General features: G+C 69.2%; 27 protein-coding genes. 3 read left to right on the top strand and 24 right to left on the bottom strand.

Annotated features, from left to right (window positions below; all coding sequences use genetic code 11):
* The 23 genes from D7Y15_RS20680 to D7Y15_RS20570 all read right to left on the bottom strand — a co-directional run.
* On the bottom strand, positions 1 to 218 hold a 218-nt coding region (locus D7Y15_RS20680; protein ID WP_120580926.1), incomplete at its 3' end, for a hypothetical protein.
* Between the two features lie 140 nt (positions 219 to 358).
* Positions 359 to 955: a hypothetical protein gene (locus D7Y15_RS20675; protein ID WP_126936331.1), complete on the bottom strand. Its 597-nt coding sequence runs from the start codon at positions 953 to 955 to the stop codon at positions 359 to 361.
* Positions 956 to 1,049: 94 nt separating this feature from the next.
* A complete protein-coding gene (locus D7Y15_RS20670) occupies positions 1,050 to 1,526 on the bottom strand; it encodes a SycD/LcrH family type III secretion system chaperone (RefSeq protein WP_120580928.1) in 477 nt (158 codons plus the stop codon).
* A gap of 3 nt (positions 1,527 to 1,529) precedes the next feature.
* Complete coding sequence (locus D7Y15_RS20665) at positions 1,530 to 2,012, bottom strand: hypothetical protein (protein WP_120580929.1); 483 nt, start codon at positions 2,010 to 2,012, stop codon at positions 1,530 to 1,532.
* A gap of 46 nt (positions 2,013 to 2,058) precedes the next feature.
* Positions 2,059 to 2,340: an EscU/YscU/HrcU family type III secretion system export apparatus switch protein gene (locus D7Y15_RS20660; protein WP_120580930.1), complete on the bottom strand. Its 282-nt coding sequence runs from the start codon at positions 2,338 to 2,340 to the stop codon at positions 2,059 to 2,061.
* 10 nt (positions 2,341 to 2,350) lie between these two features.
* Positions 2,351 to 3,433: a type III secretion system export apparatus subunit SctU gene (gene sctU, locus D7Y15_RS20655; protein ID WP_121753678.1), complete on the bottom strand. Its 1,083-nt coding sequence runs from the start codon at positions 3,431 to 3,433 to the stop codon at positions 2,351 to 2,353.
* 28 nt (positions 3,434 to 3,461) lie between these two features.
* Positions 3,462 to 4,280 (bottom strand): flagellar biosynthetic protein FliR, encoded by an 819-nt coding sequence (locus D7Y15_RS20650; protein WP_120580932.1) that lies wholly within the window; start codon positions 4,278 to 4,280, stop codon positions 3,462 to 3,464.
* Complete coding sequence (gene sctS, locus D7Y15_RS20645) at positions 4,277 to 4,543, bottom strand: type III secretion system export apparatus subunit SctS (RefSeq protein ID WP_120528175.1); 267 nt, start codon at positions 4,541 to 4,543, stop codon at positions 4,277 to 4,279. Before sctS ends, D7Y15_RS20650 begins: the two co-directional genes overlap by 4 nt.
* A gap of 16 nt (positions 4,544 to 4,559) precedes the next feature.
* Positions 4,560 to 5,384, bottom strand: a complete 825-nt coding sequence (sctR, locus tag D7Y15_RS20640; protein WP_120580933.1) for a type III secretion system export apparatus subunit SctR — start codon at positions 5,382 to 5,384, stop codon at positions 4,560 to 4,562.
* Positions 5,385 to 5,394: 10 nt separating this feature from the next.
* On the bottom strand, positions 5,395 to 6,066 hold the full coding sequence (locus D7Y15_RS20635) for a flagellar biosynthetic protein FliO (protein WP_120580934.1): 672 nt from the start codon (positions 6,064 to 6,066) through the stop codon (positions 5,395 to 5,397).
* 102 nt (positions 6,067 to 6,168) lie between these two features.
* Positions 6,169 to 7,542: a type III secretion system cytoplasmic ring protein SctQ gene (sctQ, locus tag D7Y15_RS20630; protein ID WP_121753677.1), complete on the bottom strand. Its 1,374-nt coding sequence runs from the start codon at positions 7,540 to 7,542 to the stop codon at positions 6,169 to 6,171.
* Positions 7,539 to 8,444 (bottom strand): flagellar hook-length control protein FliK, encoded by a 906-nt coding sequence (locus D7Y15_RS20625; RefSeq protein ID WP_121753676.1) that lies wholly within the window; start codon positions 8,442 to 8,444, stop codon positions 7,539 to 7,541. The genes sctQ and D7Y15_RS20625 overlap by 4 nt, the downstream gene beginning before the upstream one ends.
* Positions 8,445 to 8,480: 36 nt before the next feature.
* Positions 8,481 to 8,969, bottom strand: a complete 489-nt coding sequence (locus D7Y15_RS20620) for a flagellar assembly protein FliH (RefSeq protein ID WP_120580839.1) — start codon at positions 8,967 to 8,969, stop codon at positions 8,481 to 8,483.
* Between the two features lie 53 nt (positions 8,970 to 9,022).
* Entirely contained in the window at positions 9,023 to 10,336 is a 1,314-nt protein-coding gene (gene sctN, locus D7Y15_RS20615; protein WP_120580838.1) for a type III secretion system ATPase SctN, read from the bottom strand.
* Between the two features lie 44 nt (positions 10,337 to 10,380).
* Entirely contained in the window at positions 10,381 to 11,058 is a 678-nt protein-coding gene (locus tag D7Y15_RS20610) for a FliH/SctL family protein (protein ID WP_121753675.1), read from the bottom strand.
* Between the two features lie 24 nt (positions 11,059 to 11,082).
* Positions 11,083 to 13,173, bottom strand: coding sequence for a hypothetical protein (locus tag D7Y15_RS20605; RefSeq protein ID WP_120580836.1), 2,091 nt, complete (start codon positions 13,171 to 13,173; stop codon positions 11,083 to 11,085).
* Positions 13,174 to 13,286: 113 nt separating this feature from the next.
* Positions 13,287 to 14,108, bottom strand: a complete 822-nt coding sequence (locus D7Y15_RS20600) for a type III secretion protein (RefSeq protein ID WP_120580835.1) — start codon at positions 14,106 to 14,108, stop codon at positions 13,287 to 13,289.
* Positions 14,109 to 14,217: 109 nt separating this feature from the next.
* Positions 14,218 to 14,637 carry an ATP-dependent helicase HrpB gene (locus D7Y15_RS20595; protein WP_120563422.1) on the bottom strand — a complete coding sequence of 140 codons (420 nt, stop codon included), beginning with the start codon at positions 14,635 to 14,637 and terminating at the stop codon, positions 14,218 to 14,220.
* A 22-nt stretch (positions 14,638 to 14,659) separates the two neighbouring features.
* The gene (locus D7Y15_RS20590) at positions 14,660 to 15,496 is read right to left on the bottom strand and encodes a sigma-70 family RNA polymerase sigma factor (protein WP_120580834.1); all 837 of its coding nucleotides are present in this window, start codon (positions 15,494 to 15,496) and stop codon (positions 14,660 to 14,662) included.
* Between the two features lie 9 nt (positions 15,497 to 15,505).
* Positions 15,506 to 15,901: a hypothetical protein gene (locus tag D7Y15_RS20585; protein ID WP_120580833.1), complete on the bottom strand. Its 396-nt coding sequence runs from the start codon at positions 15,899 to 15,901 to the stop codon at positions 15,506 to 15,508.
* 26 nt (positions 15,902 to 15,927) lie between these two features.
* Complete coding sequence (locus D7Y15_RS20580; protein ID WP_120530743.1) at positions 15,928 to 16,362, bottom strand: lipopolysaccharide assembly protein LapB; 435 nt, start codon at positions 16,360 to 16,362, stop codon at positions 15,928 to 15,930.
* Between the two features lie 95 nt (positions 16,363 to 16,457).
* Entirely contained in the window at positions 16,458 to 17,018 is a 561-nt protein-coding gene (locus D7Y15_RS20575) for a hypothetical protein (protein WP_120580832.1), read from the bottom strand.
* Between the two features lie 141 nt (positions 17,019 to 17,159).
* Complete coding sequence (locus D7Y15_RS20570; RefSeq protein ID WP_121753674.1) at positions 17,160 to 17,444, bottom strand: hypothetical protein; 285 nt, start codon at positions 17,442 to 17,444, stop codon at positions 17,160 to 17,162.
* A gap of 280 nt (positions 17,445 to 17,724) precedes the next feature.
* Here D7Y15_RS20570 and D7Y15_RS20565 point away from each other — a divergent pair, with 280 nt between their 5' ends.
* From D7Y15_RS20565 to D7Y15_RS20555, 3 genes are all read left to right on the top strand, one after another.
* A complete protein-coding gene (locus tag D7Y15_RS20565; protein ID WP_120580161.1) occupies positions 17,725 to 18,324 on the top strand; it encodes a hypothetical protein in 600 nt (199 codons plus the stop codon).
* Positions 18,325 to 18,453: 129 nt separating this feature from the next.
* Entirely contained in the window at positions 18,454 to 19,779 is a 1,326-nt protein-coding gene (locus D7Y15_RS20560; protein ID WP_121753673.1) for an NAD(P)/FAD-dependent oxidoreductase, read from the top strand.
* A gap of 85 nt (positions 19,780 to 19,864) precedes the next feature.
* On the top strand, positions 19,865 to 21,271 hold the full coding sequence (locus D7Y15_RS20555; protein WP_126935606.1) for a hypothetical protein: 1,407 nt from the start codon (positions 19,865 to 19,867) through the stop codon (positions 21,269 to 21,271).
* Here the strand turns inward: D7Y15_RS20555 and D7Y15_RS20550 are convergent.
* Positions 21,261 to 22,349 (bottom strand): EAL domain-containing protein, encoded by a 1,089-nt coding sequence (locus tag D7Y15_RS20550; protein ID WP_121753671.1) that lies wholly within the window; start codon positions 22,347 to 22,349, stop codon positions 21,261 to 21,263. The genes D7Y15_RS20555 and D7Y15_RS20550 overlap by 11 nt on opposite strands.
* Positions 22,350 to 22,351 lie beyond the last annotated feature (2 nt).

Below are 22,351 nucleotides of genomic sequence, written 5' to 3'. Positions count from 1 at the left end.
TACTTCAGGTTGTTCACGGCGGCCATCGCCATGTCGTCCATCTTCTTCATGAGGTTCGTGATGGTGCTCATGATCTGGGACTCGAGCTGAACCTGCTTCTGCGCCTGCAGGAAGCCCTTCTGCTCGGCCGGGGCGGCGTCGATCATCTTGTCCATCGCCGTGCCGGTGGTGTTCTTCGCGGTGTTCACTGCCGTGTTGAAGACGTCGATCGTGGCCATGAGAGTGTCTCCGGGTCCTGCGAGATAGGTTCGTGCGGCACCAGCTACAAAAGGATTATCGGTGAGGGGGGGCGGGAGTTTCCTGGGAATTTCCCGGGATCATTTTTTCCCGGCTCCCCGCCTCGGTACCACGGGCTGGATCAGCCCTTCAGCTTGCCCAGGGCCGGGTTCTTCATCCAGGCCTTGAAGGAATCCAGCTGCTGCTGCGACTCGGCGCGGGGGTCCGCCGGCTTCGCGGTGCCGGGCAGCGAGTCCTCGCGGGTCAGCGCGATCTTGGGGCGGCTGGAGTTCTCGAAACCATCCGACGTCTTGTGCCCGCCCGCGCCGCGAGCAGGAGCCGCGGGGGCCGCCGGCGCGGCGACCGGGGGCGTCACGGCGAACTTGGCGCCCAGCTCCGGGTTCATCTCCATCACGGCGCTCTGGATGGTCATGCCGTAGGTGCTGATGCGGTACTGCAGGTACTCCACCACGTGCCCGAGGATGGCCGGGGGCGGCAGGATGGGGTCCTTCATGAAGCGGTTCAGCGAATCCGTGACGTCCTTGTACATCCCCTCATCCAGCGGCGTGCCGGGGGCCGACGCGGCGACCAGCTTGCGCATGTTGCGCACCACCTGGAGGAAGGTGCCCTGGGCCGTCTTGCCCTGGACATCCAGCTCCGCCAGCAGCTTGTCGCGCTTCTCCTTCAGCTCCGGCGGCTCCGGGGGCAGCGGAAGCTGTGTCTTGGGGGGGGTGCTCATGAACCGCTCCATCGGTTGAGGTGAATGAATCCAGCCTACCAGAGATTACGGGGCTTCCAGCCAACGCGCCAGGAGACGGGTCCCACCCCGAGGATCAGCGCCGGGTAAGGGCGGTGACCATGGCGCCAGCCTTGCGTACCACCGGATCATCCGCCGGGGGCATGGCCGCCGCGCGGCGCAGGTCCTCCAGGGCCTGGGGCTTCTGTCCCATGGCCAACTTCACCTCCGCGCGGCCCACGTAGACGGACGGGTCCTGGGGGGCCAGCTTGGCGGCCACGTCGAAGGCGGCGAGCGCGCCCTGCCCGTTTCCGGCGGCCATCTCCACCACGCCGAGCGCCTTGGCGAAGTACACGTCCGTGGGGTTGATGGCGTAGAGGCCCTGGAAGAGCGTGCGCGCCTCCGCCAGCCGGCCCTGGTAGAAGAAGAAGTAGGCCGTCTTGGCGATGGCGTACAGCTCGTCGTTGGAATAGCCGCGCACCTCGCGGAGCGTGGCCTTGCCCTCCGCCCAACGCTGCAGGAGCGCGGTGAGCTTCGCCTCGTCCTGCGGATCTTCCGGGTCCAGCGCCGCCATGGGTCAGTAGCCCTCGTCCTTCTGCTCTTCCCACATGCGGCGGATGATCTCCTGCGACTCCGCGCTCACCTGATCCACCAGGCCCAGCATCGCGGACTCGCGCTGCAACAGGGCCTTGAGGCGCTCCAGGCGCTCCGGGGGCGCGTTCACCTTGGACAGGCCGCGCTCCAGCATCCGGCGCTGCCCGTCGTCCCCGCGGCCCGCGACGCTGGCCAGGTGCGGCCGGTCGCTGAAGCCCTCCAGGTCCGCGTCGTGACCGCCCGGGTGGGGCGGCAGGGGCAACCGGAGCTCTTCCGACGAGTGCGCCGGACCGATGAAGTCCAGGAGCGCCGCGGAGGGCATCGACGGGTTCTTGATGTTGCCCGCCTTGCGCAGCTTCTTCGCCCGGTCCAGCTGGGACGGGTCCACCAGCCGCTCGCGGACACTGCGGGGACCTCCCCAGGGCCAAAGCGCGGTGCTGGGGGGCTGATTGTTGATTCTGGCCATGGTGGCCCGACTTCAATACAGGTGGGGGCCCCGCGTCCAGCCCCCTTCAGCGCCCGCCTGCATGCTCCCGCTGGAGCGCGTAGACGAAGTTCAGCACTTCCGCGACCGCGTCGTAGAGCTCTTCCGGGACTTCCTGCCCCACGTCCACCCGGTACAGGGCGTGCGCCAGGGACACATTGCGCATCACCGGGATGCCGTACTGCTTGGCGATCTCCCGGATCTTCTCCGCCTTGAGGCGCATCCCCTTCGCCACCACGCGCGGGGCACCGTCCGCCTTGGTGTCGTACTTGATGGCGATGGCGATGTCCGCCTCTTCGTCGCTGGCCATGGCCTCCTCCTCAGGCGCGCGCAGGCGGCGCCGCGTTCTGCTTATGCTTGAGCCCGTAGACGAAGTTCAGCACCTCGGCGACCGCGTCGTAGAGCTCCTCCGGGACTTCCTCGCCCACCTCCACGCGCAGGAGCGCGTGCGCCAGGGGGACGTTGCGCAGCAGGGGGACGTCCGCCTCGCGCGCCAGCGCCTTGATGCGCTCCGCCTTGGCGTCCATGCCCTTCACCAGCACCCGCGGCGCCCCGTCCTTGTTCTGGTCGTACATCAGCGCCACCGCGACGTGGTCCGGGTTGGTGACGATGACGCTCGCGTCCTTCACGGCCTCCATCTGGGCCCCCTCCATGATCTCATGGTGGAGCTCCTTGCGCTTGGCCTTGTGGTGCGGGTCGCCTTCGCTCTGCTTGTACTCCTTCTTGACCTCCTCCTTCGTCATCATCATGTCCTTCATGAACGACTTGCGCTGCCACCACACGTCGAACACGCCGAAGATGACGAAGAGCATCACGATGCGCACGCAGACCCGGTAGAGGATCTCCCCCATGATGGCCATGATGCCGTGCGTGTCCTGCCGCACCGTTTCGATGACCAGGGGCATCGAGTCCCGCACCACGCCGGTGACGACGTAGGCGGCGACGGAAATCTTGATGAGGTTCTTGAGCAGTTCCACGAAGGACTTCTTCGAGAACATGTTCTTCAACCCCGCGATGGGGTTGAGCTTGTCGAACTTCGGGATGAGCGGGTCGATGGTGAAGAGCGACCCCACCTGAAGGAAGTCCATCAGCCCGCCCAGCACCGCCGCGCCCGCAACGATGGGCACCGTCAGGAGCAGCAGCGTGCGCAGGCCCATGATGAGCAGCTGTGTCGTCGCCAGCCCCAGGTCCTGCGAGTGGGCGATGGCATCGAAGCTGAAGCGGAAGAGCGTGGAGATCTCCCTCTCCACGGTGTCCCAGGTGCCCTTGACGATGCCCAGGCCCGCGACGAGCACGGCCACGCCCGTCAGGTCCTTGCTCTTCCAGGTCTGACCCTTCTTGCGCGCGTCGTCGAGCTTCTTATGCGACGGTTCTTCTGTTTTGTCGCCACTCTCGTCCGACATGGAGGAATCCCGGGAGGCTTGAGCCGGCTCAGGCCAGCATCTGGATGGCGTGCTGGAACATGCGGAGCATGTTGACCAGCTCCTGCTGCATGCGGCCAATCACGACATGGATGGCGATGAACATGATCAACACGCCCACCAGCGGCTTGAGCGACATGGAGATGAAGAACACCTGGATCTGCGGCGCGACGCGGTTGATGGCGCCCAGGGACAGGTCGGTGACGAACGCGGCCACCATGCCGGGGCCGGCCAGCGCCAGGCTGATCTTCAACAGGTCCGCGAAGGAGCGGATCATCAGGTCGAAGAAGGGCCACACGCCGCGGCTGAAGCGCGGGAAGCCCTCCAGCGGCACGATGGCGAGGCTGTCTCCGAGCGCCCGGATGATGATGTGGTGCCCGTCCAGCGACAGGAACAGCACCACGCACAGCTGCACCTTGAGGCTGGAGAAGAGCGACACCTGCGTGCCCAGCTGCGGCACGTAGAGCTGGGCGTTGTTGCTGCCCGACATGGTGTCCATCAGCGTGCCGGCCACGCGGGCCGCGTCGAACACCATGTTGACGATGTACGACAGCGCCACGCCGATGAAGACCTCCTTGAGCAACAGCCCGATGTACGGGAGCGCGCTCAAGGGAATCCGGTCCATCCGGTCCGCGACGGACGGGAAGAGCACCGCGGACACCATCAGGCCCAGGCCCAGCTTCATCTCCGAGGGAACGACCTCGCCGCCCAGGAACGGGCTGAAGATGAGGATGGGCATCACGCGGCACATGATGAGTGCCATCGTGAAGATGGTGACCGACAGGTTGACCCGAGCACCCAGCTCGGCCATCACTTCGCCGATGTTCATCTGCCGATGAGCGCCGGAAACCGGTCGAAGACGTGGAAGGTGAAGCGCAGGAGCTGACCGCCAATCCACGGGCCCGTCATGGCCAGCACGCCGAAGACGAGGACGACCTTGGGCGCGAACGAGAGCGTCTGCTCTTGAATCTGCGTGGTGGCCTGGAACAGCGAGACGAGGAAGCCCACCAGGAGGCTCATGAGCACCGGCGGCGCGGAGACCACGAGCACCAGGAACAGCGCCTCCTGGGTGATGAACGTGAGCTGATTCATGGGAGTACGGGGCTCCTTACAGGTAGCCGATGACCAGGCCCTTGGCGATGAGGTACCAGCCGTCCACGAGCACGAACAACAAGAGCTTGAAGGGCATGGAGATGGTCGTGGGCGACAGCATGTGCATGCCCAGCGCCAGCAGGATGTTGGCCACCACCATGTCGATGACGATGAAGGGCACGAACAAGAGGAAGCCAATCTGGAAGGCCTCCTTCAGCTCGGACACGACGAAGGCCGGGACGATGACCATGAAGTCTTTCGGGCCAATGTCCTTGCGGTCCTCCTCCTTCCGCATCTTCTTCGCCAGGCTGTAGAAGAGCGTGCGGTCCTTGTTGGTGACCTTCTTCATCAGGAAGTCGCGCAGGGGCTCCTTGGACTTGTCCGCGGCCCCCAGCATCGTGCCCACCGTTTCCGAGGAGAAGACGGACGTCCCCCGGGACCAGATGTCGATGCCGCCCGCCCGGTACATCTCCTGGCCCACGGGAGCCATGATGTAGACGGTGAGGATGATGGCCAGGCCGGTGATGACCTGGGTCGGGGGAATCTGCTGGGTGCCCAGCGCCGAGCGGACGATGGAGAGCACCACCGAAATCTTCACGAAGCTGGTCACCATCATCAGCGCGAACGGGACCAGGGACATGGCCGCGAGCGCGAGGATGAGGATGAGCGGACGGGAGGTGAAGGAGTCGGAGCTCACCGCCTCCTTGACCATTTCATCCGGCATCGAGTCGCCGCCCTTCTTCGCCGCGGACGCGACGAAGGGGTGCAGCGACACGAGGGCCGCGAAGAGCCAGGGCGGAGCGCGGAACAGCAGCGGGCGAGCGGGAGACGAACGGTTCACGTGACGGCCTTCAGACGCCCGGCGGCGGCGTGGTGCCACCGGTCCGGCGGGAGAGGAGCTTCTGGAGGAAAGGACTCAGGGACACCGGCGACGACGGCGGCCGCGCGGCGCGGATGCGCTCCACGGCGTCGCGGTCCAGCTTCGAAACCAGTTGCACGCCACCCTCGCCGCCACCCACCAGCAGGTACTCGTCCGCGGCCTTCAGGACGAAGAGCGTGCGCCGTTGGTCCAACGGGATGCGCTCCATCACCGACACCACCGACGCCTTGCCCACGGGTACGCCCTGCAGGCCCATCAGCCGGCGCAGGCCCACGTTGAGCGTGAGGTAGATGGCCGCGATCACCGCGCCCAGCAGCGCCACCGTGCGCACCACCACCCAGCCCAGGCTCTCCTGCGCTTCTCCGCCTTCGGCCTCGGAGACGCCCAGCTCGCGGTCCAATTCGTCCGCGTGGCGCTTCGCGCGGGCCGCGCTGTCACCCGAGGCAGCCGGGGCCGCCTCTGGAGTCAGTACGGCGGCCGCGTCCTTCGCGGGCGCCAGAGCGGCGGGGGCCTGGGGGGCCGGTGCCGCCACGGAGGCGTCAGGCGTGGAGACCGCGGGCGCCTGCGCCAGGACGGCGGGCGACGCGAAGAGCAGCGCGGCGCCGAGCAACAGGCGCGAGGAGGAGAGACCGAGGACCGCCATGGATGGGCGCGAGCCTAGTGCACCCGAGTCAGGACCGCCACGGGCCCGGGCACGACCACGCCCCCCTGCCCGCCTGCCTTGTGACGCATGGGCGCAAACGCTTCAGCTCAGGTGGATGATGCGCACCCCGAGCTGGCCCTCCAGCTCCACGAGCTCGCCCCGGGCCACCACCTTGCCGTTCACCGACAGGTCCACGGGCTCACCCGCCCCACGGCGCAGGTCGATGACCTGGCCTGTGCGCAGGCCCACCACCTGTTCGGCCGTGATGGGCACGCGCGCCAGCTCCACCGCCACCTGCAGGGGCAGGTCGCTGAGCAGATCGCTTCCGTCCTTGTCGTCCAATGCCGCCCCTTCGAGTTCCGGAGGAACGCCCAGCTCCGGGTTGGTGAAGTCCTCGTTGTCTTCCGACCCGCCCCCGGACTCCCCACCCTGCGGGTTGCCCGGCTCCCCGGGGATGATGTCCGTGATGCGCGCCCGGTAGCGGCCGTGCTCCACGGACACGTCCGCCAGGAAGTGGCCGGTGCGCCCCAGGCCCAGCCGCAGCTGCGCCGTGCCGGGCTCGCCCCGGTCCGGCCGCGCCGACAGCATGTCCAGGAGCAGCACGTCCTTGACGCGCAGGGACGCCAGGTCCTGGGCGGACAGCTCCGCCACGCCAATCTCCGCGCGCAGCCAGTCGCGCAGCGCGGACAGGCGCCGGCCGTTCGCCTTCATGTCCTGACGGCGGTGGTCGCGCCGCTGGGCGCTCTCCACCGCGGGTTCCGCCGCTTCCAGCACCGCCGACGGCACCACCAGCCGCACGATGCCGCGGTGCGAGCCCAGCACCGCGTTCAGGTGCACCGCCAGCATCGGGCCGTCCTCGCCCAGGCGAGCGGAGACTTCATCCACGCCGCGCGCCACGCCGTCCAGCCGGGGCCGGGGAACGCCCGGCTGCAGCCCGGGCACCAGCTCCTTCAGGGCCTCCAGGACGACGTAGCCCATCACGCCCTCCTCGATGTCCGTCAGGGGGCGCAGGCCCACCGTCTCACCGGCGCCGCCCAAGAGCAGGTCCACCGCCGAGTGCGCCAGCGACAGCTCGATTTCGAGGATGACCCGGCCCTTGAGCGCGCCGGGGGCCAGCACCGCCAGGAAGGACGGGTCCCCCAGGAAGCGGCGCAGCTCCGTCATGGGGCGCGCCTGGGCGGACTCCACCGACAGGCGCACGTCCACGTCGAAGAGGGCCTTGAGGCGCGCGCAGACCGTCTCCAGCGTGCCCGCGTTGGGCGTCAGCCAACGCATCCGCTCCGCCAGCTGGCCCTGCGTGCGCGACACCTTCTCCAGGTTCGTGAACGCGAACTTCCGCCAGGGTGACACCGGAGCCGGGGCCGGCGCGGGGGCCGGGGCTTGCGCGGACTTCGGGGGCGGGGGTCCCAGCTTCCGGGTGTCGACCAACATGGTGCGCTCAAAGACTCCGGGCTCGTCGTCCGGCTCCAGGCTCATGTCTTCGCCTCGAACCTCAGATTTTCAAGCGCCAGCCCCCGGCCACCCAGGGCGCTGCGCAGGCCGTCGCTCTGCTCTTCCAGCATCTTCAAGGTGTCGCGGTCGTTGCCGCTGAAGACGGCGGAAATCTTTCCGTTCTTCGCGCTGACCTTGATGGACAGGCCGTTGAGCACGTCACCGCGCAGGTCGATCTGGAACTCCGCGTTGCCCGCGGCGTTGGTGCCCACGCGCACGCGCTCGACGATCTTCTGGGCGATCTCGTTCGCCATGGCGCGCAGCCGCTCGGAGCCAGCGGTGTCCTTGGGCTTGGCCACCGGCACCGGCGCCATCAGCGCGGGGTTGAAGCGGAAGCCCGCGCCGGCCATCTGCGCGCCCTTGTCGTCCTTCTCCTTGCTGCCCCCGCCGCCCGCGCCCTTGCCACCGCCGGCGTTGACGTCGATCTTCAGCTCGCCCTTCTCCTGGCTCAGCCGGCCGGCCTGACCTTCGGCCTTGTTCATGTCGCCTTCGCGGACGTCCGTGGAGCGCTTCTCCTCCACGACCTCCGACTTGCGGGCCTCGCCGCCCTTGGACAGGCCCTGCGACTCGATGTTGCGCTGGGACTGCTGGGCGCCCTGGGTGGACTCCCCGGGCCTGGCGAAGGCGGTCTCCTTCTGGGCCAGCTTCTCGTCGAAGGTCTTGCCCTGTCCCTGCGCCAGGCGCGCCAGCACCTGCTTGCCCAGGGGCTGCTTCAGCTCCTGCGCCTGCTTGGGCTGGGCCTGTTCGGCCTGTCCCTGCTGGACCAGCTTGGAGAAGACGGACTCGCCCTGCACGCGCTTCTGGGTCTTCGCCTCCGCGAGCTTGCGCTCCTGGATCATCCGCTCCGCCAAGCGCGCGGCATCACGATCGTCATCAACTCGGCTCATGGCGTTTCTCCAGATACAGCGGAAGGCGGCGGGAGGTTACTTGCGCTGGCGGGCCAGGAACAAGGCGCTGCCGATCTCCTCCTGGCCCAACTCCTCCCGATCCTCGCGTTCCTTCTTCACCTGCTTGACGAACTTCTCCTTGTTCTTCTCGATGGCCTTGAGCTCCTTGGCGGCCTCGGCCATCAGCATGCGGCGCTGCTCCACCAGGCGGCCCGCCGTCCGGACGACCTCCTTCTGGTGTTCAATCTGGAGGGCGACCTGGGCTTCGTCGTCCTTCAGACGCTGCTCGAAGCGGCCCATCATGTTCATGCCGTTGATGCCGGCGCCCTTGGCCATGATCTGCTGGAAGTACTCCTGGACCTTGGCCTTGCGCTCCTTGCGGCGGCGCTCCAGCTCCGCCTCCAGGCGCTTCTGTTCCTGCTCTTCCTTCGCCAGCGCCTTGACGGCGTCCGAGAAGGCCTGTTCGGCCTCCTCCTTCGCCTTCTCACGCATGTCCAGCAACACCTGCAACCGGTACGGGGGCATGGTCGGGCCATCCTACCCGGAAACGGCCCGTCCACGCGCCTCCCCCGGAGGCATCAGTCCTCGAAGAGGGCGATGAGCTGCTCCACGGTCTCCTCGTACGGGGAGTTGGAGTGGGTGTCCTGCTTGAGGAAGTCGATGATGGCGTCGTACTTCTCGATGGCGTAGTCCGTCCTGGGGTCCGCGCCGGCCTGGTAGGCGCCCAGTAGGATGAGGTCGCGCTGCTTCTCGTAGGTGGAGAGCGTCTCGCGCAGCTTGCCGGCGGCCTTCTTGTGTTCCTTGCTGACGATGCCGCTCATCACACGGCTGAGGCTCTGGAGCACGTCCATGGCCGGCCACTGGTTTCGCGCGCCCAGTTCACGGTTGAGGATGAAGTGGCCGTCGAGAATACCGCGGACCTCGTCGGCGATCGGATCTTCCATGTCACCGCCGGCCACGAGGCAGGTGTAGATGGCGGTACACTTGCCCTTCGCCGAGTTGCCCGTGCGCTCGAGGATGCGAGGCAGCATGGAGAAGACGCTGGGCGGGTAGCCCTGACGCGCCGGGGGCTCGCCGATGGCGAGGCCGATGTCGCGCTGGGAGCGCGCCAGACGCGTCACCGTGTCGAGCATGAACAGCACATTGCCGCCGCGCTCACGGAAGTACTCCGCGATGGCCGTGGCGACGTAGGCGGCGCGCAGACGCACGAGGGCGGGCTGGTCGGACGTGGCGCACACCAGCACGGCGCGCTTCATGCCCTCCTCGCCCATGGCGTCCTCGATGAACTCGCGAACCTCGCGACCACGCTCGCCGATGAGCGCCACGACGCTGAGGTCTGCTTGCGTGTTGCGGGCAATCTGACCCATCAGCGTGGACTTGCCGACGCCGGAGCCGGCGAAGAGGCCCACGCGCTGGCCCTCGCCCACGGTGAGAAGCCCGTCGATGCAGCGCACGCCCAGGGGCAGCGGCCGCTCGATGCGCTGGCGGGTGAAGGGGTCCGGGCAGTCGCGGTCCACGGGCCAGTCGATCAGGTTCTCCCCCTCCAGGGGCATGCCGTCCATGGGCTCGCCGATGCCGTTGAGCACGCGGCCCAGGAGCCCGTCACCGCACTTGATGGTGAGCGGACGGCCGGTGGGGATGCACTCGCTGTCCGGACCGATGCCGTACAGCTCGCCCAGGGGCATGAGCATCACCTCGTCGCCCACGAAGCCCACGACCTCCGACTTCATCAGGCCGCGCTGGCGGTTCTTGACGAGCACCAGCTCGCCGATGCGCACGTTGGGCACGCTCGCCTTGATGACGAGCCCCGTCAGCTCCGTGACGCGGCCGCGCACCCGGACGAGGGACGCTTCCTTGATGAGGTCGTAGTAGCGCGAAAGGTCGATGGCCATGGCGGATTCCGGGAGGCTCTAGGGCGCGGCGTTGGCCAGCAAGCTCAGGGAGGGCCGCTCTTGCGACCGGTGTCCGGCTGAAGGAGGTTCTGGAGCATCTCCAGCTGCGTGGGCAGCTGCGCGTCCACGGTGCCGAACTCCGTCTGGACGATGCAGCCCACGGGAGCGACCTCCGGGTCCTCCTTGATGGCCAGGTCCACCGTGCGGCCGATGAGCTCCATCAGCTGCGGGCGCTTGGCGCGCAGCACCGTGGCCGTCTTCGGGTGCACGCGCAGGACCATGGCGCGCGCGTTGCGGAGGTTGTCGATGGCCGCGGCGCACATGTCCACCAGCAGCTCCGGCTCGCGCTCCAGGTCGCGGCCGAGGATCTTCTCCGCCATCTTCAGCGCCAGCGCGATGATGTCCTGCTCCTGGGAGTTGAGCATCTCCCCGGCCTGTATCTTCGCGCGCAGGAGCAGCTCCGTGGCCTGGGCGATGCCTTCCTGACGGCCCAGGTCCTTCGCCTTGGCGAAGAGCTCCTCCTTCTCACGCTGGGCCTCGGCGAGGATGCGCTCACGCTCGCGCTGGGCATCCTCGATGATGCCCTGGGCGCCCTGGCGCGCCTCGAAGACCTCGGCGTTCATCACGCCCGCGCGCGGCGGACGCAGCGCCGGTCGCTCGGACGTGGCGACGACCACCGACTCCGCCAACCCGTCCCCCTTGATTACCTTGCCGATCGCCATGGGCCGCTCCTTGGAGACCGGATGCTAGCGCGTTCCGCCGCGCGGTCCACGCCCTCCCGGACCGCCCGCGTCATCCGGGCCCGGCCGATCGGTGGGAGGCGGGCGCCGGCGGCCCACCTGCGTTCCCTCCGAGGACCGGGGCGAGGATGCCTGGCTGGAGAGCACGCGCGGGGGACGCTCCGGCTCGCCCCCCGGTTCGGGACGCGCCGCAGGACGGCTGCCCGTGCGCGAGCGCAGCACGCGGGCCCCATCAGCGGCTTCCCCTGAGGGTTCCGGGCGACGGGGGGCGCGCTCCTCCGCGTCGGCGGGAGGCCGCGCGGGGCGCTCGGCCCGGACGGAGCGGCCTTCCGGCGCATCCGGCTCCGGCGGGCGTGACGCGCCGCGTGCACCCAGCCGCGAGGGCGGGGGTCCAATGCGGGCGCCGTCTGGCTCCGGCCGGACGGGACGCGCGGGCCTGGCGCCCTCTGGATCACGGCGGCCGGGAATGGCCCCGGTGGATGCGCGGGGCGCGGGCCCCACCGACGAGCCCCGGTCCACCGGCATGCGGCGCATCTGGGAGCCGTTCGCATCCCCTTCCGGGGCCGCCATGGACGCGCGGGGCGGGGGCCCACGCTCGCGCTCCACCGGCATCCGGCGAATCTGCGAACCACCCGCCTCACCTTCCGGCGCCCCCATGGAGGCACGGGGCGCGGGCCCGCGCTCGCGCTCCACTGGCATCCGGCGCATCTTCGAACCGTTCGCGTCCCCTTCTGGCGAAGCCATGGACGCGCGGGGCGCGGGCCCCACCGACGAGCCCCGCTCCTCCCCCGGCGCCGGGCGCGGACGTCCGGCGGGGGGCGCCGCGCCCGGGCCCGCGTCACGGCTGGACGCAGCACCCGCGCGACGGGCCGCGCGCTCGGCCATGAAGTCGCGCTTGGCGCCCGCATCCGCGGACTCTCCGGCGGGAGGGGCTCCCCGCAGGGCCTTGGGGGCTCGGAGCGCGGGCGGGCGTGACGGATCCGGGGCTGTGGTGCGCAGGCCCTCGCGCGGCGCGGGTGCTGCCCCCGGACGGGCTCCCGGAGCCGCGGGGCGTGCTCCCGGAGCTTCGGGACGGGCTCCCGGAGCCGCGGGCGCGGGCTTCCGGGCCCCCGGCGGTGGAGGGAGCACTGCGGCGGGGCGCGGCGGCGTGATCAGCCGCACGGGCCGCTCGATGAGGCCGCGCACGGCCAGCCGCTCCAGGTCCATGACGATGTCGGTGCGTCCGCCATCGCCCCGGGCCGTCGGCCGCGAGCGCTCCTCGCGCACCCACTTCGCCACCAGGTGGCCGAACTCGCCGCGGTGCTTCTCCAGCATGCGCGCGGCGAACTCCGGGGACTGCGCCACGCACGCGCGCGCCAGCCGCTGCACGCCCGCGCTGCGGATGGCGCCGGCCAGCCGGTTGAAGCCCTCGTGCAGGTTGATCTGCGCGCGCGCGTCCTCTTCCGGGAGCTTGCGCGGCGCATTGGCCGCCACGGACTTGCTCATGAGCTGGAACAGGTCCGGAGGCAGCGACTCCATGAGGCCGTTCAGCTCTTCCTCGGGCAGGCCCGCCAGCGCCGGCCCAAGCACGCGCGCCCCCAGGCGGTCACTCACCGTGAGCAACTCACGCGTCTGGAGGTTGAGCACGTCCGCGAACTTGAAACCCGCGGACTGGCCCGCGGCCTCGCGCGACAGCGCCTCCTCCAGCTTCCAGCGGATGATGTCCAGGACCTGCGGCCGCACCTCGCGGGTGAGCTTCACGCGAGAGGGGGGCAGATGGCCGCGCACGGCCTCCGCCATGTTGCCGGGCAGCGCTCGCAGGGCGACTTCCACCAGGGCGCCGCGCTCGCGCTGGAGCAGCGCCGCCAGCCGCTCCGGATCCCCGGTCCACAGCTGGCCGCGCCGGTCCTTCATCAGCCGCTTGAGTTCCTGCACCACCGCGGGCAGGCGCTTCTCGCGCGGAATCTGGAGGATCTCCTGCGCGCGGTGGCGCAAGAGCGCGCCCTCCTCGTCCGGCAGGTGCTCCAGCGCCGCCATGCTCTCCTGGCCCCCGAAGGTGACCGCGGTGAGCAACATCATGGTCTGGCGCTTGCTGAGCGAGGTGAAGAAGGAATCCAACGGTCACCTCGCGGGCCCCCAGGTGGCCCGCTGAAGATGGAAGTCGTGTCCCCGGCCTGGAGGACACGTCCCGCGGTCCACCCCAGGAGGGCCGCGGGAAGCGACGTGCAGGTCTAGCCCTCGCGACCGCCGCGCGCACGCGCGGGACGCGCCGCCGCGGCGGGGGCAGCGCCACCCGAGCCACCGCGCATGAAGGTCCACCCGGTGAGGCCCATCATCGCCAGGATGAGCGCGAACGCACCGCCGAGGATCATCTTGAAGGTGCTCGCGCTGGCGGCCGTCATGCGCACGCCGAGCACGTCCTGCAGGCGGTTGGTCTCCGTGGTCTCCGCCGAGGGGGCCAGTGCCTCCGTCATCAGCACGGTGACGGCCTCCGGCTTGAGCTCCGCCACGGAGCTGGCGACGAACTGCTTCACCGCGTCCATCGTCACGGGGGGCTTGCCGCCCTCCACCGTGCGGTACTTGATGAACACGGAGGCCGACGGCATCGGCTTGTTCTCCGGCTGCGACAGGTCGTTGTTCTCCGGCACCATCACGATGGCGCGCGCTTCCAGCACACCGTCGATCTGGTTGAGCGCGTTGGAGACCTCACCCGCCATGGCCTTGAGGAGCATGGCGCGCTCCTCCGTGGCGGTGGGCACCATGCTGCCCTTGGCGAAGTGGGACAGGCCCTTCTCCACCGGACGCGGCAGCGAGTTGCGCTTCAACAGCTCCGCGGCCTGCGCGGCGTCGCCCTTGGGGACGACGATGGTGAAGCGCACTTCGTTACCGCCCTCCGCCTTCTCTTTCTTGGAGTTGATGCCGTTCTTGCTGAGCAGGACGTAGATTTCATTCGCGTCCGCCTCCGTCAGCTCGTGCTGCAGCTCGATGGAGCAGCCGGTGAGGAACAGCAGGGCGAGGAGCGGGGCGGCGAAGACGGGCGTTCGGCGAGTCATGGGCGCGCTTAGCTTAACAGGGCCCTTGCAAAACGCGGAAGGGCGCCCCCTCCCGACTTTGGGAGGGACCGCCCTTCGCATGCCGCCATGGCCCGGCGGGGTGGGGACTTCAGACCTGCGTCTTGACGACGTCCTTCAGGCCGCTGGTGGCCTTCTCGACGACCTTCGACGTGAGATCCAACTCCTGCGAGTACTTGTACATGGACGCCTGGAGACCGAGCAGCTCGGCGTTGGACATGTTCTTGCCGGAGGAGGCCTCCTTGATCAGCTTGTCCATGCTGACCTGGCCCTTCTCAAGGCCCGAGACGAGGTCGGACACCATGCCGCCCGACTTGGTCGTCTTGGAGGCTTCGGCCTTCGCGTCCACGGGCTCGGCGCCCTTGGCCGTGGCGGGCTGCTGGGCAGCGCCGCTCACCTTGTTCAGGTTGGCCTTCTCCGCCTTGTTGACGGTCTCCACCTGGCGGACGTTGTCCACCTTCTGGGTGGCCTGCGCGGCCTGGGCCTTGTTGACGTTCTGGGCGGCGTCCACCTGGCCGGCGCCCTGCGCCTTGTCAGCGAGAACTCCGTCGAACTTCGACGCGCCCGTCTTCTGAGTCTGCTGCGCGCCCTGGTCCTGCAGCTTTTGCTGCGCTACCTGTCCCGCGGAGATGCCGCTCATCGGAGCCGCCATGTGACACCCTCCTTGCATCCGTCGAGGGGGGAGGGAGTTCCTCCTCCTCGTTCAAGAGTTCCTTGAGCCGATCAATGGCCCGCGCATGAAGCCGCGACGCCCAGCTCTTCGACTGCCCGATTTCCGCTCCTGCCTCTTCCAGCGTGCGTCCCTGGAAGTAATAGCCCTGCAGGAGCTTGCGCTCTTTCTCCGGAAGCTTCTCGATGGCCGAGCGCACCCGGTTCTTCAACTGCTCCATCTCCAGGCGCTGATCCGCCGGGAGGGATTCATCCACGTAGCCCGCCGCCTCCGCCCCTTCCGCCCCCGCCGCGAAAACCGCCGCGAGGCCCGCCACGGCATCCGAGATGTCTCCAATATCATCGTCGAATGACGACCCGCGGTTGCTTGATCCCTGCTCGCGGTCCGCCAGATTTCCCAGATACGCCGTCGCGCGCTCGCCCTGATAGGCGGTGCGGGCGTCCGCGCCCCGCAAGACCCCCATCTTCCTCAGACCGTCGAAGATGGCGCCCTTGATGCGGTAGTGGGCAAAGGTGAGGAAGTTGGCGCCAACCTTGGGGTCGAAGCGCTCAGCGGCTTCCAGCAGACCGATTTGCCCATAGGCCAGCAGTTCATCCAGCTCCAGCTGGGCATTGAACTGCTTGCGCACGGTGGCCGCGAGCGACCGCACGTACGGGCCGTACTTCTCCAGGATGACCTTCCTGTCTTCACCCAGAGGCAAGCGGCGCGCTCACTCGGCCTTGGACCACAGCCGCTCGAGAACCTGGTTCAGCCGGGGATCATCCTGCAGGGCCCCGGCGATGCGGCCCGTGAGGGCAGCGGACTTCATGTTCAACTTCTCCTGCAACACTTCGGAGACGAGCGCCTTCGTCGCCTCTTCCTTGCTCTTGAAGCCCCCGTTCTTCAGCCGCTTGGCGATGGCGAGGGCCTGCGCCGCGATCGGATCCGTTGCCTGGGGGCCCTGGATGTTGCTGGAGCCTACCAGACCCGAAGGCCCGACGAGCGATTCCGTGCGATCCACCTTGCCGCCAAAGGACGCGCCGGCGGCACCCGACGGACCGGACGCCCCCTTCGCGCCGCCCGCGCGGCCCTTCCCACCCCCACGTCCAACTCCACCGACAGCCATCGACGTACCTCCTTCGCCTTCCGCGACTACTTCTTCGGCGGAGGCAGGGCCCCCGCTTCCTTCGCCTGGATGAGCGCCTGGGCCAGCTTCGCGCCGTCGCTTTCGGGCTCCAGGTCGATGGCGGCCTTCAGTTCCTTGAGGGCCTCCGGCACCTTGCCCATGAACAACAGCGCTTCACCCGCGTGTGCCCGGGGAAGTGACGACAGGGGCGCGAGCCGCTGGGCGACCCGGTAGGCCGCCAGGGCCTTGTCGTGCTTGCCCTGCGCGAACTCCACGGCGCCCAGACCAATCTGGGGCACCTCGCTCTTGGGCATCAGCGCGGCGGCACCGACGAAGACCTCCTTGGCCTTGTCGAAGTGACCCATGTCCAGCCACAGGTAGCCAGACTCCAGCAGGACCATGGCCGGCTGGCGCGCCAGGGGCACGAGGCTGTTGGCAATCTCCGAAGGGGTCTCCGCCATGGACGTCGCGCTGCCTTTCCTGTCGCCGGAAGCACGGAAGGCGGCCGTCGAGGGCCGCCTTCCTTGCACCGGTCAGATTCCGCTGTCCGTGAAGACTAGCGGATGTTGCCGATGGAGTTCTTGGTCGTATCGTGCCGCGACTTCATCACGTTGGAAACAGCCGTGAAGAGCTGCGACTCGTGCTGCATCGCGGACTGCATGTTCAGCAGCTTGACGTTGTCGTCCATCATGGACTTGAGCGAGCCGTTGGTGTTGAGCTGGTCGCCCACGCTGCCGCCCGAGCTGGTGCCAACGCTGGTGCCCAGCGAGGTGGAGCCGCCCGTGGAGGGCAGGCCCGAGCCGCCGACGCCCGGCAGGTTGGTGGAGGGCACCGCGCCGGAGCCGGTGTTCATCACGCCCACGTACGGGCCGCCCTGCATGCCGGAGCCGGAGGCGCCGGAGAAGGTCTGCGCGGAGGAGACGGCCGCGGAGACGATGCCCGCGCCGGGGACGAAGCCCGCCACCGCGCCCACGCCCGCGCCCACGGCGCCGACGGTGCTGTTCAGACCGTTCTGAACGCGCGCACCGAAGCTCGTGTTCGGCGTCTGCCGAGCCGTGGTCATCTGGGTGTTCATGCGCAGGTTCGGACCCATCATGCCGCTGTCGATCTTGCTCATTTCAGCCTCCGCGCTGGTGCCAGCGTTGATTCAAAAGGGGAGCCGGGGATCATCCCGTGGCTCTTTCAAAGGATTATCGGGAGAGTCAGCCGCCGGTTGCCTGCTGGTGACAAGAAATCGTCCGGGCTCCCGAAAAGCCCGTTATTTCCGGCCCTTGGACTGCTTCGACTCGGCGACGAGCTTCTCGCGGACGTCCACGAGCATGCCGAGCAGCTCCTCGGACCGCGCGATCGCAGCCTGGGCCTTCTTGCCGATCTCCGCGCGCGGGCCCTTGAGGTCGGCGAGCCCCTGCTTGACGGGCGCGAAGAGCGCCTGGACGTCGCTGGCGGAGGCCTTCTCGATGAAGGTCTCGACGGCGGGGTAGGACGGGACAGGCAGTTCCTGGGGCTGGGGCTGCGGCGCGGAGGGCCTGGCGGGCGGGGGCATCGAGGTCACGGTCTCCTGGCAGGGGCAGCCGTGAGGCCAGCCTCCGCTCTTTCCCCAGCACGCTAGGTGAATCCGGAATCGGCTTCAAGCACCCCACCCGGCGGCTGGAGCGCCGGTTGTCGGTTCCGGGCCACGCCCCACGGGCCGGAGAGCGAACGGGCACGCACGCGGTCTTCCCCCTCCGGCCTGTCTCCCGCGCCCACCACCCCTAGCTTTTTCCCAGCGGGGGGCCCCGTGGGTGCCGCCCCGTCCCACTCACACATCATCCGGGAGAGATTCCATGAAGAAGCTCATTGGGGTTTTCGCGTCCGTGGCGCTGCTGGGTTCGGGTGTGGCCTTTGCCCAGGACAGCACGACGCAGCAGGGCGCGCAGCAGCCGTCGACGTCGTCCGGCAGCATGCAGGGCTCCTCCGGGAGCACGGGCAGCTCGGACGCCATGGGCGGCTCGGGGTCGTCCGCGGCGCACTCGACGGGCTCGTCGAGCATGACAGGCGCGAACGAGCTGACGGGCAAGGTCGTCAAGAGCGAGAGCAAGAAGGTCTACGTCAGCAGCACCAGCGGCGCGGTGGTGCCCCTGGATATCGACAGCAAGACGCAGTTCACCGACCCGAGCATGAAGAACGCCAAGAGCCTGAAGGAGGGCCAGGAGATCCGCGCCAGCTTCCAGGTGAAGGACGAGAAGAACATGGCGACCAGCATCTCGCCGAGCTCGGGCACGGGCGGCTCGGGCTCCGACCCGATGGCGCCGGACTCGTCCATCAACGAGGGCACGGGCGGCTCGGGCATGGATGACAAGAACCAGGGCACCGGCAACGACTCCACGATGAACCCGGACACGGGCTCCAACACGGGTTCCAGCAGCTCGCCGAAGACCTACTAGCAGCGCCACTCCCCTCCCCTGTTCCTCTCCCGACTGGGAGGGGAGCCCCGGCTCGCGGCCCCCGTTCGTCGGTGGGCCGCGGGCGTCTTTCCATGATGGGCGCTTCCTCGCCGCGGAAGCAGGAGCGGCATGGATCACAAGGCGGATGTCGTCATCCTGGGGGCCGGTGCCGCGGGGCTCGCCGCGGCTGAACGATTGATGAGCCAGGGCCTGCGGGTCATCGTGCTGGAGGCCCGAGACCGCGTGGGCGGCCGCATGGCGACGCTCCGGGACACGGTGGCGGACGTGCCCCTGGAGCTGGGCGCCGAGTTCGTCCATGGCAAGCCCGCTGGATTGCTGAGGCGCATCCACCGGGCGGGGCTGACGGTAAGCCCATGCAACGACACGCATGCGCTCCTGTGGCGTGGGAAGCTGGGTGACGGGGACGACGCCTTCGCGTTCCAGGAGCCCCTGATGTCCGCGCAGGGACCGGACCGGCCCATGGCAGCGTGGGTGGCGGAGCAGGCGCGCATCCACCGGTGGCCGCCCGTCGTGTGCGCGATGGCGCGCTCGTACGTCCGGGGCTTCTACGCGGCGGATCCGTGCGTCGCGAGCACGCTCGCCATCTCGCGGATGGAGCGGACCGCTGACGCAGCCGGGGGCACGACGCCGTCGCGCGTGCTGGAGGGGTATGACCGCGTGCCGCACGCGATGGCCGAGAAGCTGTTCGCGAAGCCGGACACGCTGTTCCTCAACGCCGTGGCCGAGGAGGTGCGCTGGAGACCGGGCTCGGTCCTCGTGCGGGCCCGGACGAGGCAGGGCACTCCGCTCGGGACGTTCCAGGGGAAGCACGCGGTGGTGACGCTTCCCGTGGGTGTGTTGCAGGCGAAGCCGCCCGCTCCGGGGGCCGTGCGCTTCGTGCCTCGCGTGCGTGAGCAGGAGCGCGCCTGGAACCGGTTGGCGATGGGCTCCCTGGTGAAGGTCCTGCTGCGCTTCCGCACGGCGTTCTGGCGGGAGCAGGAGGACACCTCGCGCTTTGGCTTCTTCCACGCGCCCGCCTCCGCGTTCTCCACGTGGTGGACGCTGTCGCCCCATCGACGCACGCGGCACCTGGTGGGCTGGAGTGGAGGCCCTACCGCCGCCTCGCTGTCCCGCTCGATCGAGAAGGTGGTGCTGGGACGCGCACTCCAAGGGCTGTCCCTGCTCTTCCATCTCCCCGTGCGGGAGCTGCACGCGCGGCTGGAAGCGTGGCGCGTACAGGACTGGCAGGCGGAGCCGTACACGCGCGGGGGCTACGCGGTCATTCCCTCGGGCGCGATGGACGCCGTCGAGACACTCGCGAGGCCCGTGGGGCGGACGCTCTTCTTCGCTGGCGAGGCCACGCACGTGGGCGGAGATGAAGGCACCGTGCATGGCGCGCTCGAGACGGGACGGCGTGCGGCGGACGAGCTGTTGGCCCGGCGCTCGAAGGCTTGAGCCCTTTCCGCCCTCCTGGCGGAGGAGCGGGCGGAGGGGCGCTGGCGCTGATGTGGATGCGTTCGCGCGTGGACATCTTCAGGGCATGCGCCTCTGGATCGCCATCGTCGCGGGATTGAGCATGGGTCAGGCGTACGACCCGGAGCCGTTGCCTCCAGAGGATCCGTCCGTGAGGGACCCCGCCGCCGCGGCCTTGCAGGATGCCTATGAGCAGGCCAATGAGGACCGGAACGGTGCGCGGCCTCCGCAGGGCTATGTCATCCAGGCCCCGTCGGATCCGACCGAAGGCAGCTATTACTCGCTGACGCCCCTGATGTCCGATGGCGACCCGCCGGTCACTTCGGGCGATGTCGCGGTCCAGCAGTCCCAGAGGTATGTGCCGCCGCCCGTCCCCACGGTCTTCGAGCAGGAGCCCGCGTCGAATGAGGCGACGGAGACGGAGGCGGCGCAGCCCCAGACGGGCACGGGAGGCGCTGGAGCCGCGGGGAGCCCCACGGAACAGCCCGCCACGGGTCCGGGGGCGGCGGGGACGACTCCGACCACGGGTGGAACCACCTCGGGGCAGCCCGCGACGGGCTCGGGTGCCGCGGGGACTGCGCCAGCCTCCGGTCCCACTGAGACGAATGCCCCTGGCTTCGGCGGCGCCTACGACACGGGTGCGGCCTCCTCGGCCCCTCAGAGCAACGTCGCTCCGGAAGGCACGAGCGAGGCACCGCTGGATACGTCAAGCGTGACGGTGCAGGAGCCGGGGACCGCGACGGGCGGCGCGGGTGCTGCCGGCACGACGGGGACCGGATCCGCCACGCCGCCCGCGACGGGTGGGGCGGGCACGGCGGGAACTGGCGCCGCCGCTCCGTCTGACACGACCGCACCGGCCCAGACGCCCTCGGATCAGACGACGCAGGCTCCCCAGGGGGTACAGGGGCAAACCCAGACGCCGGTTCAAACAACGCAAGCGCCTCAGGGCGCGCAGGGGCAGGCCCAGACGCAGCAGGCCGCCGCTGCCAATGAGGAAGTGACGCGTCTGCGCCAGCGCATCGCGGACCTGGAGCAGGAGATGGAAGCTCGCGACACGCGCGCCACCGAGCGCACCCAGTCCGTGCAGACCCAGGTGGACACGCATGAGCAGCGCGCCTACGAGGCCGAGCGTGCCCGGCAGCAACGGCTGGCGCGGATCCAATCCGGCGGCCAGTGGATGCTCGCGGCGGATCAGGCGCTGGAGCAGGGCGAGATGAACGTGGACAACGCCCTGGACATCGCCGACGAGGATTTCTCCGTCGTTCGTCAGAGCGCCGCGGCCTTCGGGCAGGGTGGCGTCGTGGTCCAGGCCGAACGCATCCGCGCGCAGATCGCCTACGCCCGGGATGCCGCCAACCGCCGGGACAGCTACGCCGCGCGCATCGCCCTGCAGAGCGCGGGCGATGACCTGCGGCTGGCGCGCGCCGCGAGCCTGGAGCGCTCGGGCACGTCCAACTCACTGCTCAATCCGTGATGCGCGGGGTGGTGCTCGCCGGCGCGCCCGCGGGCTTCGCGATGAGATAGCCCTGCACGAAGTCCACCCCGTGCCGGCGCACCCAGGACAGCTCCTCGGGCGTCTCGATGCCCTCGGCCACCGTCTGGATGCCGAGCTGCCGGGCGATCTCCAGCAGCTTCTGCACGATGGACGCCTTGTAGGGGTCCGCGTGGACGCCCCGCACCAGCTCCATGTCCAGCTTCATGAACTCCGGCCGGAGCTGGTGGATGAGGTTCAGCGACGAGTAGCCCGCGCCCAGGTCGTCCAGCGCCACCTTGAAGCCCGCCGCCCGATAGAAATCCACGATGGCGCGCAGGTGCGCCGCGTTCGCGGCCCGGTCGGATTCGATGATCTCGAAGACGACGTGCGACTCCGGGATGCCCGACTCGCGGATGGCCGCCACCGTGGAGCGCAGGCAGTAGGCCGGATCGTAGATGGCCGTGGGCGTGAAGTTGATGAACAGGTGCGTGCTCAGCTGGTGCCGCACCGCCTCGCGGATGGCCGTGGTCCGCGCGGCCAGGTCCAGCTGGAACAACAGGTCCGCCTCGCGCGCCGTGTCGAACAGCCGGTTCGGGGGAACCAGCGCCCCGTCGCGGTCGCGGCCTCGCAACAGCGCCTCGTGCGCGAAGACGCGCGAGGTGTCCTGCGCGTGCACGATGGGCTGGAAGAACGTGGTGAGCCGCGACTCCGCCAGCATGTCCACCAGCCACCCGGACTGATGCAGCGTGGTGAGCCGCTGCAGTGAGTCCACGCGCGGGAAGTCCGCCATGCCGGGCTCGCCGTCGCCCTCGACGAAGAGGGCGCGCGTGCCCCGCACCTCCTCCGCCGTCAGCACGTTGGGGAGGCTCGCGGAGAGCTTCCGCAGGCCGCCCTGCCCCATCCCCACCACGACACACTGGACGTCGGTGCGCAGCTGGAAGGTGTCCCCCGAATCACGCAGGTGCGCCACCAGCTTGCCCAGGCTGTGGCCCAGCGGCGGCCACAGGAAGAGACGCCCCGGTACGTCCGGCGTCTCGGGCAGGGTCTGGCAGCGTCCACATCCGTTCAACGGGGTCATGA

The sequence above is a fragment of the Corallococcus sp. AB030 genome, assembly GCF_003668965.1.
GTDB lineage: Bacteria > Myxococcota > Myxococcia > Myxococcales > Myxococcaceae > Corallococcus > Corallococcus exiguus.
Note: the sequence above shows the minus strand (reverse complement) of the source record. Positions and strands in the feature narration are given on the sequence as shown.